Here is a 17,704-nt window from a genome sequence, read left to right as displayed (position 1 = left end):
TTTGGAAATCCAGTGCCTGGTGATGGGCTGGTAGTAGGGTGCTAAAACGCTACCTGGAATTTATATAGCTAAAAGAAATATGTAATAACAAAATTAAATATAAAGAACTTGAAATGCCGCTAATTGTGAAATATAAATTAATCAAGTGTTCATTTGGTTGCGTTTTGGTTTTTTATAAGGAGGTTTATGTGTCTGAGCAGGGGTTGTTTCGTGCAAATGCTTTGAAACAGCAAGCCGCAAAACTGGATGGCGACGTAATTATTGCTCAGCCGTTAAGCAGCAGCGTGCTCACCATCATACTGATGCTGTTGGTATTTATGTTAGTTGCCTTTCTGGCGCTGTCGTCTTTTAACCGCAAAGAAACTGTCACTGGTTATTTAAAACCGGATTTAGGCTTGGCCAAGGTCGGTAGCCCACGCCCAGGCATTGTCAGTCAATTGTATGTCGAGGATGGCCAGCAAGTGGAAGCGGGGATGCCGTTAGCGCTGATTCATATTCCCGAGCATCTGGCTGATGGTCTGTCGCTAAGCCAAAGCCTATTTCAGGGCTTGCTACAGCAAACGGAATTGTTAACTTTGCGTCAGCAGCAATTGCAGCAGCAATTTGCCCAGCAAGAAACCGAATTACAAAGCCGTTTACTGCTTAGTCAGAGCATGTTGCAGGAGCTTTTGGGCCAGCAGCAGTTGCAACAACAGCGTTTGACGCTGCAGCAAAGCCGTTTTCACAATTACCAGCAGTTGCAGCAGCAAGGGGCTATTTCAGAACTGGAGCTGCAGCAGCAAGCCGAGCTTGTTTTAGGGATTCGCCAGCAACTGGCCGAGCTAAGCGCCAGTGCCCAGCAACAGCAGGCCAGCATAGAGCAATTGCAGGGGCAACTAGCCCGGTTGCCGGTCGAACAGGCGCAGCAGTTGGCGTTACTGGATACCGACCGCTCAAGACTTCAACAGCAAAAAGTGGAACTGGATGCGCGAGGCCAGCTATTAATTACCGCACCGATCTCTGGCCGGGTGACCAATTTGGTGGCTGATATTGGCACTAGCTTAACCAGTCAATTGCCGTTCTTAACCATTTTGCCTGAGAACGCAGAGCTTCGAGCGGTCTTGCTGGTACCAACCCGGGCCTATGGTTTTGTGCAGCCTGGTCAGCAAACCCGTATTCGATTTGATGCCTTTCCGTACCAGCGTTTTGGTTTGTACCACGGGGAAGTAATTCGCACTGCGCAGGCTATCGTGCTTCCTGGGGAAGTCGATATGCCTGTCGCCGTGCAGGAGCCAGTCTACCGGGTCGAGGTAGCGCTGGCGGCGCAAGAGATCCGCGCCTACGGCAACAGCGTCCCGCTGCAATCGGGCATGCTGCTAAGCGCAGATATCGTGCTGGAACAACGCAGCCTAATCAGCTGGTTGTTTGAGCCGATTTTAAGCCTGAAAGGGCGATTGTAATGCTCGATAATGAGCAAACCTTCAAACCTAAATCTCTCAAGGAGAATGATATGCAAGAATTAACATTTGAGCAAGTTGGAGAAGTGAGTGGTGCTGGTCTGCCCTTCATTTTGGGTATCGTAGCAGTAGACTTGGCTATTCAAGGTATTCATTTAGCCTATTTAGCATATGTTGCTGAATAATTGACACCACGCAACCATACAGCCAGGTAACAGGCTGTATGGTTCATAATTATGGAGAACATTTAGTGAGTCGATTTGTAATATGTGTTCATTTTTCGGTTATTTATGTAGCGTTATCGTTAATTGATTCGTATACAACCTCTTTTGCTATAAGCAGTTCTGGAAGTGTGTTTTATGAATTGAATCCAAAGGTTGGTGATACTAGTTTCACATCAATTTTTTTCAATCAAGTCAAAATGCTTCCCTTGCTTTTATTATTTTTGTCTATTTCATTTGGATACGATTTGTTACCGAAACGTTTGTTGGCCATGTTGGGAATGGGGAGGATGGGGAGCTTTGACCGGTTTTTTATGGAAATTCCTGGTGCTGCATCAATCACTGTACTTTTTCTAATGGCTATTGGATGTGTGAATAATGTGCTTGTTATTCTTCAGTTTGGTTCTATAGCAGATTTTCTTCTTTCATTCTTTTTTAGTGAAAAAGAAATGAAGGTAGCTTTTTTCCCAATATTTACCTTGCTTCTTTTTATCGTAATAATCCCAATATCAATTCTGATCGTCTCAAAGATTAGATGTCAGTGGGCGGAAAGTTGACTTTGCGTCAACACAATAAACAGTAAGAATTCGAATGTTGTCAACTGAACTGACTATTATTTAATGGTGCTTTTTAATGATCCATCAATCCGAAGCCGCTGAATGCGGGCTGGCTTGTATGGCGATGATCGCCAATCACCATGGCCATCAGCTTGACTTAACCACGCTGCGTAACCGCTACAGCGTGTCTTTTAAAGGTGCCAATTTGCAGCAACTGATGCTGCTGGCCAATCAGCTTGATTTAACCTGCCGGGCGCTCAAGCTGGATTTGGATGATTTAAAAAACCTGAAAACCCCCTGCATCTTGCACTGGGAGATGAACCACTTTGTGGTGTTGAAAAAAGTACACCGCAATGGCATTACCATTTTAGACCCGGCGATGGGCGAGCGCCGTGTGTCCATGCGTGATGTGGATCATGCTTTTACCGGGGTGGCGCTGGAGCTGACTCCAAGCAACGAATTTAAAAAAGTCGACGAGCGCGTCAAGCTTGGCCTGACGGCCTTCTGGAGCAAAGTCGAAGGCTTGCTGCCGTCGCTGCTCAAACTCTTTGTGCTGTCTTTACTGCTGCAACTGTTTTTACTCGCCACTCCTTACTACACCCAGTTGGTGGTAGATGAAGTGCTGATTAGCCACGACAAGCCCTTGCTGGTGGTGTTGGCGCTTGGTTTTGGTTTGCTGGTGCTGTTTCAGGTAGTCACCCAAACCCTGCGCGGCTGGGTGGTGCTACACTTAGGTTCGGTAATGAGCGTGCAAATGGCGACTAACTTGATGCGTCACCTGCTACACTTGCCGCTGAGTTACTTCGATAAACGTCATATGGGCGATGTAGTATCGCGTTTTGGTTCGCTTAATTCGGTACGCGAATTGCTGACCAACAGCTTGGTGGAAGGGGTGATTGATGGCCTGATGGCCATTGCCGTGTTTGTAATGATGTTTTTATACAGCCCTAAACTGGCCCTGGTAGTGGTGCTGGTGGTGCTTATGTACGCTGTTATTCGTTCCATTTTGTACCGTCCGCTGCATCAATTGACCGAAGCCAGCATCATGGCCAGCGCCAAAGAGCAGAGTAACTTTATGGAAACGGTGCGCGGCATTCAGAGTATCAAGCTGTTTGGTCAGCAAGCACAACGGTTAAACTTGTGGCAAAACCGTTATGCCGATGCCATCAACCAAAGCTATCGGCTGGGTAAGTGGCAGATTTCTTATCAAACCATCAATCAGTTGCTGTTTGGCCTCGAGAACATTCTGGTGGTGTATTTAGCTGCACTTACCGTGATTAGCGGTGATATCAGTGTGGGGATGCTGTTTGCTTTTTTAGCATATAAAACCCAGTTCACCAATCGGATGGCTGCTTTAATCGACAATCTTATTGAAATTAAAATGACCCGGCTGCATTTAGAACGTTTAGCCGATATTGCCTTAACCGACAAAGAAGACGAAGGGTTGAATCAGCCCAGCCGAGATATCAGCGGCCAGTTGCGTTTAACCAACATTCGTTTTCGCTACGCCAATAACGAGCCTTTGCTGTTTAACGACCTATGCCTGGATATCCCGGCTGGTGCCAATATCGCTGTTATCGGTCCTTCAGGTAGCGGCAAAACCAGCCTGATGAAACTGATGCTGGGCTTATTGCCAGCAGAAAGTGGCAAGGTGGAAGTGGATGGCATTGAGATTAAACAGCTGGGGCTGCGCAATTACCGCAGCCAGATTGCGGCTGTGATGCAGGATGACCAACTAATGTCCGGCACTTTGGCCGAAAACATCAGTTTTTTCGACCCACAACTGGATATGCAACGGGTTTATCAAGCCGCCCAACTGGCAGGCATTCACCAAGATATCAGTGCGATGCAAATGGGCTACAACTCGCTGGTCGGCGATATGGGCAGCGCGCTGTCTGGTGGTCAGAAACAGCGCTTATTGCTGGCCCGGGCCTTGTACCGCCAGCCCAAAATCCTGCTGCTGGATGAAGCCACCAGCCATCTGGATGTGGCATTAGAACACTATGTGAACCAGGCCATTCAGCAGCTTAGTATGACCAGGATTGTGATTGCCCACCGGCCAGAAACCATCCTAAGCGCAGAGCAGATTTACCAGCTGGCAGGCGGGCAGCTGCAGGATGTAACCGAGGCGTATAAAGCGCAGTTTGGTAAGGCAGTCGGGTAGTGCGCTGCGGGTGTTATTGCTTTTCACATCCTGCGCACTTAGACTTTAGTTAAGGCTCTGCTGCCAGGCAGCTACGCTGGTTATTACTCCAGAACAGTACGATCTTCAATGCTGTCGTTATTCAGGTAGTCACAAATAAGATTGTATTGTCATCGGGCCAGGTTAATCGTAGGAGATAGGCAAATGCAAGCTCATACCATTAAACAAGAAGCACTTGACGCCATCCAGCAATTGCCGGATGACGCCAGCACCGAACAGATCATGTATCGGCTTTATGTGTTGGAAAATATTCGGCGAGGTCAGCAAGATGCAGCCAAAGGTGATAGCCAGGTTGCAGAAGAGCTGCTGAAAGACATTCAAACATGGTGAAGTGGACGGCTCACGCTAAGGCCCAACTTCGTCATATTCACGATTATATCGCCCAAGATTCGCCGCTGTACGCCAAACGTGTTAGTGAGGCAATGGTACAAAAAACCATGGGTCTCGATGAGCTACCTCGCAAGGGATACAATGCTGGGCCAAAACCGAGCACAAAAACGGGCGAGATTAAATGCCAATCACGGGAAAGGTGTTGGTCTTCCAGTACATTGATGACGGCAGCCGTAATCACCATCACCAATAACAAACAGACACCGCGATAAGCTGGCGTTGGGTAAAGCAGCAGGTAACCCAGGATGGCAACCGCAACAATGCCTGCATTGAACAAACTGACCAGCAGCAGCGAGTCCATGCCGGTTTGTTAGCCAGTGGCTTCGTACTGAAGCGGATCCACCGCTTTATTCAGTGCAAAAGCCTCCAACCGCTCCTGGCAAGCGCCGCATTTGCCGCAGGCTAGTTCGCGGCCGTTATAGCAGGTCCAGGTTTTGCTGTAATCCAGCCCCATCGCCAGGCCATCGCGCAGGATTTCTATTTTGGACTCGTGCAAATAGGGGCTGACGATATTGATCGGATCGTAGTTGGCGATTTGGCAGACGGCATTCATCTTTTCGACAAATTCTGGCCGGCAGTCCGGGTAAATAAAGTGATCGCCGGAGTGGGCGCCGTAATAGACCGCCTTGGCTTTGATCGAGTCGGCATAGCCCACCGCCAGTGAAATCAAGATCATATTGCGGTTGGGTACGATGGTCGATTTCATGTTCTCGGCTTCGTAGTGGCCTTCCGGTACCTCGATGTTATCGGTCAGGGACGAGCCGGCCAGTAGCTGATTGATGGCCGAGATATCCACCACCTTATGATTGATGCCAAGCTCGCGGCAAACCTGAGCTGCGCACTCCAGCTCTTTGACATGGCGCTGACCATAATTGAACGACAAGGCGTACACCTCATGACCATCGGCAATGGCTTTGTGCAGCACGGTGTACGAATCCATCCCACCGGAGTAAATCACAACAACTTTTTGCGGCATCATGGCGGCGCTCCCGTTATAATTGCATTTTGAAAAGCCGGGCATTGTACTTTAAATTGCGCTTCGGCTAAAGCGTAAGGCGTTGCTGTGTACCAAGTAAATGAACTATTTGAAACCATCCAGGGCGAGGGCAGTTACACTGGCTGCCCTGCAATCTTTATACGGCTGCAGGGATGCCCGGTCGGTTGCAGTTGGTGCGACACCAAACATACCTGGACGGTGGACCCGGCCCAGCAAATCCCGGTGCGGGATGTACTGGCCAAAACCACCGATACGGAAGCTTGGTGCAGCCTGAGTGCAGCTGAAGTGCTGACCGAATTTCAGCGCCAGGGCTATCGGGCCCGGCATGTGGTGATCACCGGCGGTGAACCCTGTTTGTTCGATTTAACCCCGTTGTGTGAGTTGTTGCATCAGCACGGGTACAGTACTCAGATTGAAACCAGTGGCACCTTCGAGATTAAGGCTCCGATGGAGACCTGGGTGACAGTGTCACCGAAGGTCAATATGAAAGGGGGCTACGAGGTGCTGGACTCTGCATTGCTGCGGGCTAATGAGATAAAGCATCCGGTGGCACGCGAGCGCGATATCGAAGAGTTGCTGCAGTTGTTGCAGCGGGTACCTGCTTCGGGTAGGCTGGTGTATTTACAGCCGATTAGCCAGAAAGCCAAAGCAACCCGGCTGGCGATTGAGCAATGCAAAGAGCACAACTGGCGCCTTAGTGTGCAGGTGCATAAATATTTAGGGATTAACTAAATGCGACAGGCTGTTGAACAATTCTTTCAGGACTACGCCGATGCCTATTCCAGCTTCAATGTGGATCAAGTAACCGAACTATTTTCATTGCCGTGCTTGTTTTTAACCGATGATAGCAAGTTGATGATGGGAGAGACCGCCAGCCTGGAGAAGACTGTCCGTCATCAGTTTAACCTGTACCGTAGCCTGGGTGTGGCTCAGGTAAAAAACCGGGTGCAGCACCTGGTGCGTTTGTCCGAGTCGATGGTATTTGCCAGTTTGTACTGGTACTTTTGCGATGCCAACGGCAAAGTACTGCAGAATTGCCATACTTCGTACACCTTGCAGCGCAGCGGCGAGCACTGGCGGTTGGTGGCAGTGATGATCGACGACGAGCGCTTTGCCCTTAAATCGATTCAGCCTTAAGGCAGCGCTGCAGATAATGCAGACAGGCTTCAGGGGTGGCTTGTTCAGCCAGGTGTTCTTTCAGCAGCGGTGGTAACGGTAGCAATTCCAGCCAACGTGCTGCCAGCCAGCTGGCGTCTGCTATTTTCATTTCAGGGTAGAGACTGGCCAGTTCCGGCTCGCGTTTTAGCAACTGATCAAAACTAAGCTGTAACTCCTGCTGCGGTTGATCGACTGGTTGAGCTGGCCAGAATGGCACCGCTTCAGTGTCTGCCACGTGCAGTTTGTCGTCTTCTTGCCAGCGGTTAAGGATACGTACCCGCTGCAGCCCCAGCACTTCAATGCCCAGTAAACCATCACTCAGCACGTCAAAATCGGTTACCTGTACTTTGGTGGCATAAGAAAAAACCCGATCCGGGTGTGTTTGGCTGACCAACGGATTTAGTAAAGCCATGGCAAAAGCGCGCTTACCGGCGGTGGCTTCTTTCACCAGCCGGATATAGCGAGGCTCGAATACCCGCAGCCGGGTTTTACCTTCCGGTAGCAGCAAGCAATTCAGCGGAAACAGGGCAAGTTGCTCTGACATCATCATTCCACACCATCATAAAAAACTCTGTAGTGCTATACGGCCAGGGCAGCCTGCTGGATTAGCCTTTGCTCTTTTTCTGGATCAATTCGATGGCGTAGCCATCGGGATCTTTGACAAAGGCAATTTCGGTTTTGCCACCTTTCACCGGGCCAGGCTCTCGGCTAATCACACCGCCACGGTTACGAATATCATCGCAGGCCTGGTACACATCGTCCACCTCGAGCGCAATATGGCCATAAGCATTGCCCAAATCGTAGCTGTCGACGCCCCAGTTGTAAGTCAGCTCCAGCACAGCGTGTTCGGACTCCGGGCCATAGCCCACAAAAGCCAGCGTGTATTTGTACTCGGTATTCTCGGACTGGCGCAGCAACTGCATGCCCAGTACCTGGGTGTAAAACTCAATGGAGCGATCCAGATTGCCAACCCTAAGCATGGTATGCAACAAACGCATTGTTCTCTCCTGTTCGGTTCTGTTGTTAATCGCTGATGATAGCACAGTCATTCGGCAGTCAGCCTGACATTGCTGCTTGTTTGTGTAGGAGAAGTGCTTTAGGTTAGAGGTTTGCTGGCACGGAAACGACAAAAGCCGGCTGTTTTTGGATGCGGAGGTATTGCAACTATGGTTTCCAGCTTGTACTCCAGGCTTCCTGCTGCTGTGCGGCATTGGCTTGGTATTTTAAGCGCGGCAACCCGCAACTGGCTGGACAGCCAGGCCTTTATCTATGCGGCGGCGCTGGCTTTTTTTACCGTTTTTTCCATTGCGCCCATTCTGGTGGTGGTGGTGGCCCTGGTTGGGTTCTTTTTGGGCCAGAGTGTGGTTGAAGGACAGCTGTTTGAGCAGTTGGAAGGAACCCTGGGCCCGGAAGCCGCGGGGGTGGTGCAAACCGCGGTGACCAATTCGCAAATTGACCAAAGTGGCATCTGGCCAGCGTTGATTGGTATTGTAGCCACCATCATTGGTGCTACGACGGTGTTTGCGCAGATGCAGCAGTCGCTGAATCAAATCTGGGATGTGGCGCCTCGTCCGAATCGCAACAACCTGTGGGGCTATATCAAAAGCCGTTTGCTCTCCATGACCATTATCCTGGCCATTGGTTTTATACTGATGGTGTCCTTGCTGTTGTCGGTGGCACTGCGCAGCATTATGGTGTTTGCGGAAGAGTGGATGCCGGTGCCCGGCTGGGCCATGGTAGGGATGGAAGTTGGCCTGTCCCTGCTGGTGATTACCTTGCTGTTTGCCGCCATGTTCAAGATCTTGCCTGATGTGCTATTGTCCTGGCGGGATGTGCTGTTGGGTGCTTTTATCACCGCGATTCTGTTCACCCTGGGCCGTTCACTGATCGCTATTTATCTGGCGCACACAGCAACGGCATCGGCCTACGGTGCTGCTGGCTCTTTGGCATTGCTGCTGCTCTGGGTCAACTATACATCGATGATCCTGCTGTTTGGTGCTTCCTTTACCCGGGCGCATCTGGAGGGCAGGGGCCTGCCCGTCCGTCCCAAGAGTATGGCGGTTTGTGTGCATCGGGAATTGATAGAAGACGGGCCGCAAAGCGGCTAGTCGGTTTTTTCTTTAAACTCGCACAAATCTTCGATAATGCAGGAGCCGCACTTGGGTTTTCTGGCGACACAGGTGTAGCGGCCATGCAAAATCAGCCAGTGGTGCACATCCAGCTTAAATTCGGCCGGCACCACTTTCAGCAGCTTTTGCTCCACCTGATCCACATTTTTACCAGCTGCTAGTTTGGTGCGGTTGCTGACGCGGAAAATATGGGTATCCACCGCTATGGTCGGCCAGCGAAAGGCGGTATTCAGCACCACATTGGCAGTTTTTCGGCCCACTCCGGGCAGGGCTTCCAATGCTTCGCGGTTTTCCGGTACTTCGCCACCATGTTGCTCGACCAGGATGCGGCAGGTTTTAATCACGTTTTCGGCCTTGGTATTAAAGAGGCCAATGGTTTTGATGTAATGCTTCACACCATCCACGCCTAAATCCAGCATGGCCTGAGGTGTGCGTGCAACCGGAAACAAATGCCGGGTAGCTTTATTGACACCTACGTCGGTGGCCTGAGCGGATAGCAACACAGCAATCAGTAACTCAAAAGGGGAGCTGTATTCCAGTTCGGTGGTGGGCTCCGGATTGGCAGCCCGCAGCCGTGATAATAGCTCGATGCGCTTTTGTTTATTCATAGTTTTTTATTCAGACAATGGTTCCGGTGACTCTGGCTCGGGTAATGGCTGTTTTTACCTGTTGTTTGCGTTGTTTTCGCTGATCAATGGCATTCTTGCCCGCGATCAGCAGGCCCATAGCGATAAAAGCACCAGGTGGTAGCAGTGCCACGATAAAGTAATGGTCCAGCGCCAGTACTTCAACCCGCAGCGCCTGCGCCCAGGGGCCGAGCAGGGCATCGGCACCATCGAACAAGGTACCCTGGCCGAGCAGTTCACGTATGGCACCTAAAGCTAGCAACACAGCCGCAAAACCCAGCCCCATCATCAGTGCATCAAAGGCCGACGGCAGCATTGGGTTTTTAGAAGCAAAAGCTTCCGCCCGACCAATAATGGCGCAGTTGGTGACGATCAACGGAATGAAAATACCCAGGGCCAGATAGAGATCGTAGGTAAAGGCATTCATCAGCAGCTCCACTGCTGTAACAAAAGAGGCGATGACCAGAACAAAGATTGGGATGCGAATTTCTCGCGGCACCCAGTTACGAATGACGGATACTACCAGGTTGGAGCCAAGCAGCACCAACAGGGTGGCGATACCTAGCCCAAGGGCATTGGTAACGGTATTGGTGACCGCCAGCAAAGGGCAAAGCCCGAGCAGTTGCACCAGGCCAGGGTTATTGCTCCAAAGACCTTGGGTGGCAAGTTCCTTGTAATTTTGGCTCATTTAAAACGCCTCACAATTAGCTGGTTGTTCGGCCAGCTCCGGGTGTTGCTGAATAAAAAGCGCCGTGCGTTTGATAGCATTTACTACAGCTCGGGGCGTGATGGTGGCTCCGGTAAACTGGTCAAAGTCACCACCGTCTTTGCGGACCGCCCAGCGGCGTAGATTGGCTTCGTGCACCGTTTGATTGGCAAAACTGTGCATCCAGTCGGATTTACGCAGTTCAATTTTATCGCCTAAGCCGGGCGTTTCCTGATGGGTCAGGGTGCGGGCTGCCAGTACGGTACCATCGGGGGTAATAGCAACCATTAGGTCAATCGTGCCACTGTAACCATCCGGTGCTGTGGTTTCCACCACAAAGGCGCTGACAGCGCCCTGCTGACGCCAGCGAAATATCAGCTGCGGACTGTTGCGGCCTAACCATTCGGGGGCCGTGATGCTGATGCAATCATCCAGCAGTTGTTGCTCGGCAGCCGCTGGTAGGACATCGTGCAGTAAAGCCATCCTGTTAGCCAGTCGTTGCTCGGCAATCCGAGGCGCTGTCAGTTGTTGGATCAGGGTGAGGATACTGACACAAATCAGTGCCACCAGAGCCAATAAGAGCGCATTCTTACTGATGGGATGATTCATGAGCGTCCCTTTTGTGCTTTGTGGCCATAGGTACGAGGCCTGGTGTAATAGTCGATCAAGGGAACCGACATATTGGCCAGCAAGATCGCAAAGGCGAAGGCATCCGGATAACCACCAAAGCTGCGGATCACAAACACCAAGGCTCCAATCAAGATGCCATAGTAGATGCGGCCTTTGGCTGTAGTGGATGCACTGACCGGATCGGTGGCGATAAAAAAGGCGGCCAGCATGCTGGCGCCGGAGAATAACTGAAACAGTGGCGACAGGTTGGTATCTGGATTGAGCAACCAGGCAATCAGGCTGCAACAGGCCAAAGAGCCTAACACACTGAGCGGAATGCGCCATTGAATGACTTTTTGTTGCAGTAAAATAAGCCCACCCAGCAACCAGGCGAGGTTGAGCCAAAACCAGCCAACTCCGATACCGCTTTGAAATACTGGCTTTTCAAAGCTTTCTGGCAGGTTCAGGCCCATACTAAGATCGGTTCTGACGGTATCAAGCGGTGTGGCCATGGTTATGCCGTCGATGCCTTGTCTAAGTTGCTCCAGGCTGATGCCCTGGCAACTGACTTGGCTGAATACCGCGCAAAATGCATCCAGGGGGCCTAGTGCATGCTGATGCAGGCTGGCTGGCGGTAGCCATTGTGTCATTTGTACCGGAAAAGCAATTAACAGTAAAACGTAAGCGGCCATAGCCGGATTAAACAGATTGAAACCAAGGCCACCATACAATTGCTTGACGATAATAATTGCAAAGGCGGTGCCAATGACCACCAGCCACCAGGGAGCATAAGCCGGGATTGATACCGCCAGCAACACTGCCGTGACCAGAGCGCTGTGATCTTTTAATCTGGGTAAAATGGTTTTATGACGCATCATCAGTACCAGAGCTTCGCTGGCCCAGGCCGTAGTGATAGCCAATGCCAGTTGCACCAGCACACCATAACTGAACAAATAGCTTTGTACAGCGATAGCGGGCAGTGCGGCAATGACCACCCACAGCATCAACTGGCTGGTGGTTTTCTGGTTGTGTTGATGGGGTGAGCTGGCAATTCGAAAACTCATTCGGACTCACTTTCCTTTAATTTTCTGGCTTTGGCGCGGGCAACTGCAGCGGCAATCGCCGCTTTGCGGGGATCTGCTGCTGGATCAGGTTCAGGCGCTGTTGTGTCCGCGGCGCTGGGTGCTGCTGCTGTGTCGGCTGTGTCCTGTTGCTGCTTTTTCGCTTTGGCGCGGGCAAGGGCAGCTGCAATCGCCGCTTTGCGGGGATCTGTTGCAGGCTCTGACTCAGGTGCTGTTGTGTCCGCGGCCTTGGGTGCTGCTGTGTCGGCCGTGTCCTGTTGCTGCTTTTTCGCTTTGGCGCGGGCAAGGGCAGCGGCAATCGCCGCTTTGCGGGGATCTGTTGCAGGCTCTGACTCAGGTGCTGTTGTGTCCGCGGCCTTGGGTGCTGCTGTGTCGGCCGTGTCCTGTTGCTGCTTTTTTGCTTTGGCGCGGGCAAGGGCGGCGGCAATCGCCGCTTTGCGGGGATCTGTTGCAGGCTCTGGCTCAGGTGCTGTTGTGTCCGCGGCCTTGGGTGCTTCTGGAGTGTCGGCCGTATCCTGTTGCTGCTTTTTCGCCTTGGCGCGGGCGAGGGCGGCGGCAATCGCAGCTTTGCGGGGATCCTGCTCTGAAGCCTGTGGAGTGTTCGCTGGTTGTTCAGCTGTTAAGCTTTGTTGCGTACCGGCTTGTGGCTTTTGATGCTCTCGCTCAGCGTTGATGGTGGCAACATCATCCGGAATTGGTTGTTGTCTGTTTTGTACTCTGGTCAAAGCTGCTGCGACAGCATTGCTTGAATCCATATTTTGTTTTGCTGCACGCTCAGCTGCCAGTCGTTCATTTCGCTGTTGACGCTCAAGCTTTTCCGCTTCAAGTCGGGCTTTTCTTGCTTCAAAACGAGCTTTGGCTTGCTCTGCTTTTAATGCTTCCCGTTGTTGTTCGCGGATCTCCGATTTGGCAATCCGGTAGTACTGCACCAGCGGGATTTCACTGGGACAGACATAGGCACAAGCACCACATTCGATGCAATCAAACAGGTTGTACTCTGACAGCTTATCCTGATCTTTGGCTTTACTAAACCAGAGCAATTGCTGCGGCAGCAGACTGGCAGGGCAAGCTTCAGCACAGGCGGTGCACCGAATGCAATCCATCTCGTTAGCGGCTGCCGGTAGCTCCTGCTGTGTGGGGGCTAAAATGCAGTTACTGGTTTTGATGATGGGGACAGATAAGTCAGGCAAAGTAAAGCCCATCATTGGGCCGCCCATAATCACCCGCTGTTGTGGCTCTGGCTGAAAGCCGCAAAAATACAATAGATCACTGACGGTGGTACCAAGCGGTGCCAGTACATTCTGTGTCTGCTGCAACGTTTGCCCTGCCAGGGTGACAATTCTGGATATCAGGGGGATATCATCGAGAACAGCCTGGGCGATGGCAAAGCTGGTGCCTACATTGAACATCATGATGCCAATATCCATAGGACGCCTGCCTGCAGGCACTTCCTGGCCGGTAAGCAGCTGGATCAGTTGCTTTTCACCGCCAGAAGGGTATTTGGTGGGTACCGCACGGACAAACCAATGCTGACGATCACCGACCGCGGCTTGCATTGCGTGAAAAGCGCTTTGTTTATCATCTTCAATGGCAATGATAACGGCTTTTGGCGTTAACAGGTGGCTGAGGATTTCAATGCCTTGCACTATGGTACTGGCATGCTCCTGCATCAGTGCATCATCAGCACTGATGTAGGGCTCACACTCAACACCATTGATAATGATGTAGTCAATCTGTCGTGTTGATGCCGATTTCAGGTGGGTTGGAAAGCCCGCTCCCCCCATACCAGCAATACCGGCACCCTGGATACGCTCCAGCAATTGTTGAGTACTGCATCGCTGATAATCGAGTGGCTCCCGCTCACGCCACTCATCCAGGCCATCGGGCTCCAGCACAATGGTTGGTTCAGGCAGTGCTGATGGGTGAGGGCTGGTGTGGTCGGTGACAGCCAGAATCAGACCAGAAGTGGGCGCATGCACAGGAACTGACATGGAGCTGTCAGCTACCGTGAGTGGCTGGCCTTTCAGAACGTAATCCCCTTTGCGTACCAGACAGGTTCCTGCTACTCCTATATGTTGACGAAGAGGAAGGAACAGCCTTTCGGGTAAAGGCATGGTTGCTATTGGCTTTTTACTGAGCTCCGCTTTTCGGGTTGGCGGATGGATCCCGCCTGGAAAGCGCCATAACTGGCCGGCAGCAATTTTTTCAAATAAGGTCTGCATTAGTTCGTCTCAATGTGCCGGATAGGAATAGATTGGAGATCCCATTTCCAACGCTCAGCTGTTTCTGCCACTGGGATCATATCAATACAGTCAACCGGGCAAGGTTCAACACAGAGATCACAGCCTGTGCACTCGTCTGCAATGACGGTATGCATTTGTCGTGTTGCCCCTACAATAGCATCGACCGGGCAAGCCTGAATGCATTTAGTGCAACCAATACATTCGTCTTCCCGGATAAAAGCCACTTTTTTAATGCTACTTTGCGCATCGGCATCCAGAGGCTTAGCTTCAACCCCCATCAGATCGGCCAGTTTGCGAACTGTTGCTTCACCTCCTGGCGGACACTTGTTGATTTCATCGCCATTGGCGATGGCTTCAGCGTATGGGCGACAGCCTGGGTAGCCACACTGACCGCATTGGGTTTGCGGTAAAATTTCATCGATTTGCTCTACCAGAGGGTCACTCTCTACCCGGAACCTAAGGGCGGCATAACCGAGCAAGCCACCAAACAAAAGCGCAATGGCTCCCATGACCAACAAAGCCGTCGACATCATGAGCTGGTAACCAGGCCGGTAAAGCCCATAAAGGCTAATGACATCAGGCCAGCTGTAATCATCGCAATGGCAGAACCTCGAAAAACAGCCGGTACATCAGCTGCGGCCAGGCGCTCTCGCATGGCGGCAAACAAAATAAGTACCAATGAGAAGCCAGCCGCGGCTCCAAAGCCAAAGACAAGCGACTGCATAAAGCTGTAACCTGCATTCACGTTTAATAAAGCAACACCAAGCACAGCACAATTGGTGGTAATTAATGGCAGAAAAATCCCCAGCAAACGATACAGGGTGGGGCTGGTCTTATGTACTACCATTTCGGTAAATTGGACCACTACGGCAATCACCAGAATAAAACTGAGCGTGCGTAAATAGAGTAAATCGAAGGGGGCAAGCAGATACTGATCGACCAGATAGCTGCACACTGAAGCCAAAGTCAGTACAAAGGTGGTGGCTAATGACATGCCAATGGCCGTTTCAAGCTTTCCGGAAACGCCCATAAAAGGGCAGAGTCCCAGAAATTTAACCAACACAAAGTTGTTAACCAGAACGGTACTGATCAATAAAAGTAAAAATTCGGTCATAATAGCTTGGTTACGTACAAAGGCGCGTTATTATGCGCTGAAGCACGAATGATAACAACCGTTAGCCTGTATGGGTATTAGCAAACGGACCAGGCACTCCAGCCGGAAAACGGTATCAAAGCGGTGTAGGCTTACCTATGTAGTACCCCTGACAACCATCAATAAATAGTGAGTCCAGCATATGCTTTTCTTCTTGTGTTTCTACCGACTCCGCAAAAACCCCAACACCGATACGGTGTGCCAAATCGATCATTAAACGCAAGAAGTACTGATTGTTTTTATCGTCATCAATATGGCGGGTGTAGCTGCCATCCATTTTTATATAATCAGGTTTTAAATCCCGGAAAAACTTAAACGAGGTGATGCCAATACCAAAACGTTCAACGGTAATACGGGCACCAGAGCGATGAGCCATGTCGATAAAGCGTTTGCTGGTTTTCAGGTTTTGTTGCAAACCATACTCAGTGACTTCGAAGATAAGCTTAGAGGCTATGGTGGCATCCTTTAACAAGCGCCGCTCCAGCCAGATAATAAATTGATCATCATGCACAGAGCGAGCCGACAGATTCAATCCAAAATACTGATCCTGCAGGTTTTTATTTTTAATGGTGGTAAGAGCTGTTTCAATGATCAAGCGATCCAAAGCGACAATTCTATCCAGTTTTTCAGCCATTGCCAGGAAAGATGCGGTTGGCAAGACCTGGCTTTCCTGAGTTTTGAAGCGAACCAGGATTTCGGAATAGGCTTTTGCTGCACGGCTGGATGGTTGAATACTCTGGTACAGTAAATCCAAACGACAGTTTGCCAGTACGTCATCGATTACATTCCGCCAGTTTTGATTGCCATAGCCATAACTTGCAGTCTCTAAACCAGAGGATTCTTTTTGTAAGTGCCAGGCATTGGTTTGTTTGGTTTGTGCCAGGCTGATGGAGGTATCAGCGATAGCTAGCAGTTCCCCCAGAGCCCGACCACTTTCGTAACTGACCAGGCCGGTATAGGCGACTGAGTCCAACTCTGCCATCCTTTGGTACTCATTCAGTCTGCTTTGTAATTGAAGGGCAAAGTTTTCTGCTTCTTTGGGGGTGACTCTGGGCAACAAAGCGCCAAAGTCAGAACTGTTCAGACGGAATAATTGACCACCCGGATACGCCTGGACAGCTTTGACTAAAATGGCACAGACTTCTTGAATGTATTTATCGCCTTCCTGATAGCCCCGGGCCTGATTCAGGCTTTGCAGCTCAGTGCAGCGGCAAATGGCAAAGATGCCGAAATCTACTTTATTGTCCTGACTCAACTGCTCCTCGTAAAACTGCACAAAACGATTTCGATTGGGCAAGCCGGTTACCTGATCTTTGAAAGCATCCTCGGTGATTTGCCGGGCGTTGGCAGACATGTCATGCAAGCGCTTTTTGGCCTGATGTGCAAAGTGTTGCAAGCTGTCAGCAGTGCGCTCAAAGCCGGCAGGCAGCTTCGTGGTATCGACCGGCAGTTCTGGATTATCGGACAACAGGTCAAGTAACAGGCCCACTTTATTACTGGCTTGTTTTAATCGCAGTTGCTGCCACCACAGTAGCAACGGTAGCATCAACAAAGAAATCACAGCCACCACTAGCAGGGTAAACCAGAGCTGCTGACCGAAAGCTTCTATTCGGTGCTGGTGCTGTAAGCTATAACGAATGCGGAGGTTCCACGATTGGCTTTGCAGTTCCTGACTGACAAACTCAAAACCATGCCACTGCAGCAAAGACTCGATAAAACCAGCCGGACTTTGAGAGCTGCGGACGCTGAATACTTCGGTGCCATCTTGGTGCATGATATGCAGTTGCGCAGGGGCTAACAGTTGCTGTAGTTGTCTGCCCAAAGTCTCGGCTTCGATGCCATGGTGGTTTTGCAGCAGTTGTTGTATCGTAGCTCGGGCCAATTGCTCATCCGATTCAAGCTGTTGCTTGGCGTAATTCAGCTGAACAAAAGTAACAGAAGCACAGAGCAGTGCTGTCATGAATAACTGTATGCATAGAAGCTGTAACGTTGTTTTCATTAAGCCGGCCACCTGCACTGAGAACGTTCCATGTTTAACTCTATAAATAAGTTATAGTCCTGAAGAGCGGATTAAAGCAAAAAAACGTGCAAAAATAAATCTTTATAGTGCGGAATTTTGACAACTGAGCTTGTGGCTCCCCAGGTTGGGCTCGAACCAACGACCTACGGATTAACAGTCCGCCGCTCTAACCAA

At 50.7% G+C, this 17,704-nt stretch carries 20 protein-coding genes; 9 read left to right on the top strand and 11 right to left on the bottom strand.

From position 1 onward, the window contains the following. Positions 1-188 precede the first annotated feature (188 nt). The 6 genes from QWF21_RS16320 (at position 189) to QWF21_RS18190 (ending at position 5,019) form a co-directional block, all read left to right on the top strand. Positions 189-1,439, top strand: coding sequence for an HlyD family secretion protein (locus QWF21_RS16320; RefSeq protein WP_330089116.1), 1,251 nt, complete (start codon positions 189-191; stop codon positions 1,437-1,439). Between the two features lie 50 nt (positions 1,440-1,489). Further along, complete coding sequence (locus QWF21_RS16315) at positions 1,490-1,621, top strand: hypothetical protein (RefSeq protein WP_330089115.1); 132 nt, start codon at positions 1,490-1,492, stop codon at positions 1,619-1,621. A 65-nt stretch (positions 1,622-1,686) separates the two neighbouring features. After that, complete coding sequence (locus QWF21_RS16310; protein ID WP_330089114.1) at positions 1,687-2,214, top strand: hypothetical protein; 528 nt, start codon at positions 1,687-1,689, stop codon at positions 2,212-2,214. Positions 2,215-2,290: 76 nt separating this feature from the next. Next, positions 2,291-4,378 carry a peptidase domain-containing ABC transporter gene (locus QWF21_RS16305; RefSeq protein WP_330089113.1) on the top strand — a complete coding sequence of 696 codons (2,088 nt, stop codon included), beginning with the start codon at positions 2,291-2,293 and terminating at the stop codon, positions 4,376-4,378. Positions 4,379-4,561: 183 nt separating this feature from the next. Continuing rightward, a complete protein-coding gene (locus QWF21_RS16300) occupies positions 4,562-4,747 on the top strand; it encodes a hypothetical protein (RefSeq protein WP_330089112.1) in 186 nt (61 codons plus the stop codon). After that, positions 4,741-5,019, top strand: a complete 279-nt coding sequence (locus QWF21_RS18190) for a type II toxin-antitoxin system RelE/ParE family toxin (protein WP_407935309.1) — start codon at positions 4,741-4,743, stop codon at positions 5,017-5,019. Before QWF21_RS16300 ends, QWF21_RS18190 begins: the two co-directional genes overlap by 7 nt. Before the next feature lie 98 nt (positions 5,020-5,117). Here the strand turns inward: QWF21_RS18190 and queC are convergent, their stop codons facing one another. Beyond that, positions 5,118-5,783, bottom strand: coding sequence for a 7-cyano-7-deazaguanine synthase QueC (queC, locus tag QWF21_RS16290; RefSeq protein ID WP_330089174.1), 666 nt, complete (start codon positions 5,781-5,783; stop codon positions 5,118-5,120). Positions 5,784-5,870: 87 nt separating this feature from the next. Here queC and queE point away from each other — a divergent pair, with 87 nt between their 5' ends. Together queE and QWF21_RS16280 are read left to right on the top strand one after the other, a co-directional pair. Continuing rightward, positions 5,871-6,536, top strand: a complete 666-nt coding sequence (queE, locus tag QWF21_RS16285; protein WP_330089110.1) for a 7-carboxy-7-deazaguanine synthase QueE — start codon at positions 5,871-5,873, stop codon at positions 6,534-6,536. Then, positions 6,537-6,941, top strand: a complete 405-nt coding sequence (locus QWF21_RS16280) for a DUF6841 family protein (protein WP_330089109.1) — start codon at positions 6,537-6,539, stop codon at positions 6,939-6,941. Here QWF21_RS16280 and QWF21_RS16275 read toward each other — a convergent pair. Both QWF21_RS16275 and gloA read right to left on the bottom strand, forming a co-directional pair. Continuing rightward, entirely contained in the window at positions 6,922-7,506 is a 585-nt protein-coding gene (locus QWF21_RS16275) for an LON peptidase substrate-binding domain-containing protein (protein WP_330089108.1), read from the bottom strand. The two genes, QWF21_RS16280 and QWF21_RS16275, sit on opposite strands and share 20 nt — an antisense overlap. A gap of 61 nt (positions 7,507-7,567) precedes the next feature. Beyond that, positions 7,568-7,960, bottom strand: a complete 393-nt coding sequence (gene gloA / locus QWF21_RS16270) for a lactoylglutathione lyase (protein ID WP_330089107.1) — start codon at positions 7,958-7,960, stop codon at positions 7,568-7,570. Positions 7,961-8,128: 168 nt separating this feature from the next. Between gloA and QWF21_RS16265 the strand changes: the two genes are divergently transcribed. Further along, positions 8,129-9,070, top strand: coding sequence for a YihY/virulence factor BrkB family protein (locus QWF21_RS16265; RefSeq protein ID WP_330089106.1), 942 nt, complete (start codon positions 8,129-8,131; stop codon positions 9,068-9,070). On the opposite strand, the gene nth is transcribed toward QWF21_RS16265, so the two are convergent. From nth to QWF21_RS16225, 8 genes are all read right to left on the bottom strand, one after another. After that, positions 9,067-9,699: an endonuclease III gene (gene nth / locus QWF21_RS16260; protein WP_330089105.1), complete on the bottom strand. Its 633-nt coding sequence runs from the start codon at positions 9,697-9,699 to the stop codon at positions 9,067-9,069. The genes QWF21_RS16265 and nth overlap by 4 nt on opposite strands. A 10-nt stretch (positions 9,700-9,709) precedes the next feature. Beyond that, complete coding sequence (locus tag QWF21_RS16255) at positions 9,710-10,405, bottom strand: electron transport complex subunit E (protein WP_330089104.1); 696 nt, start codon at positions 10,403-10,405, stop codon at positions 9,710-9,712. Next, entirely contained in the window at positions 10,406-11,032 is a 627-nt protein-coding gene (gene rsxG / locus QWF21_RS16250; protein ID WP_330089103.1) for an electron transport complex subunit RsxG, read from the bottom strand. It lies immediately after the preceding gene. Then, on the bottom strand, positions 11,029-12,096 hold the full coding sequence (gene rsxD / locus QWF21_RS16245; protein ID WP_330089102.1) for an electron transport complex subunit RsxD: 1,068 nt from the start codon (positions 12,094-12,096) through the stop codon (positions 11,029-11,031). Before rsxD ends, rsxG begins: the two co-directional genes overlap by 4 nt. After that, on the bottom strand, positions 12,093-14,336 hold the full coding sequence (gene rsxC / locus QWF21_RS16240; protein ID WP_330089101.1) for an electron transport complex subunit RsxC: 2,244 nt from the start codon (positions 14,334-14,336) through the stop codon (positions 12,093-12,095). The genes rsxD and rsxC overlap by 4 nt, the downstream gene beginning before the upstream one ends. After that, entirely contained in the window at positions 14,336-14,890 is a 555-nt protein-coding gene (gene rsxB / locus QWF21_RS16235) for an electron transport complex subunit RsxB (RefSeq protein ID WP_330089100.1), read from the bottom strand. The genes rsxC and rsxB overlap by 1 nt, the downstream gene beginning before the upstream one ends. Next, positions 14,887-15,471: an electron transport complex subunit RsxA gene (rsxA, locus tag QWF21_RS16230; protein ID WP_330089099.1), complete on the bottom strand. Its 585-nt coding sequence runs from the start codon at positions 15,469-15,471 to the stop codon at positions 14,887-14,889. The genes rsxB and rsxA overlap by 4 nt, the downstream gene beginning before the upstream one ends. Positions 15,472-15,586: 115 nt before the next feature. Further along, positions 15,587-17,470 (bottom strand): EAL domain-containing protein, encoded by a 1,884-nt coding sequence (locus QWF21_RS16225; protein ID WP_330089098.1) that lies wholly within the window; start codon positions 17,468-17,470, stop codon positions 15,587-15,589. Positions 17,471-17,704 lie beyond the last annotated feature (234 nt).

Origin of the sequence: Alkalimonas mucilaginosa, from assembly GCF_036327005.1 — a bacterium.
In the GTDB taxonomy this organism is placed as follows: Bacteria; Pseudomonadota; Gammaproteobacteria; order Enterobacterales; family Alteromonadaceae; genus Alkalimonas; species Alkalimonas mucilaginosa.
This window is presented reverse-complemented; position numbering and strand designations above follow the sequence as displayed.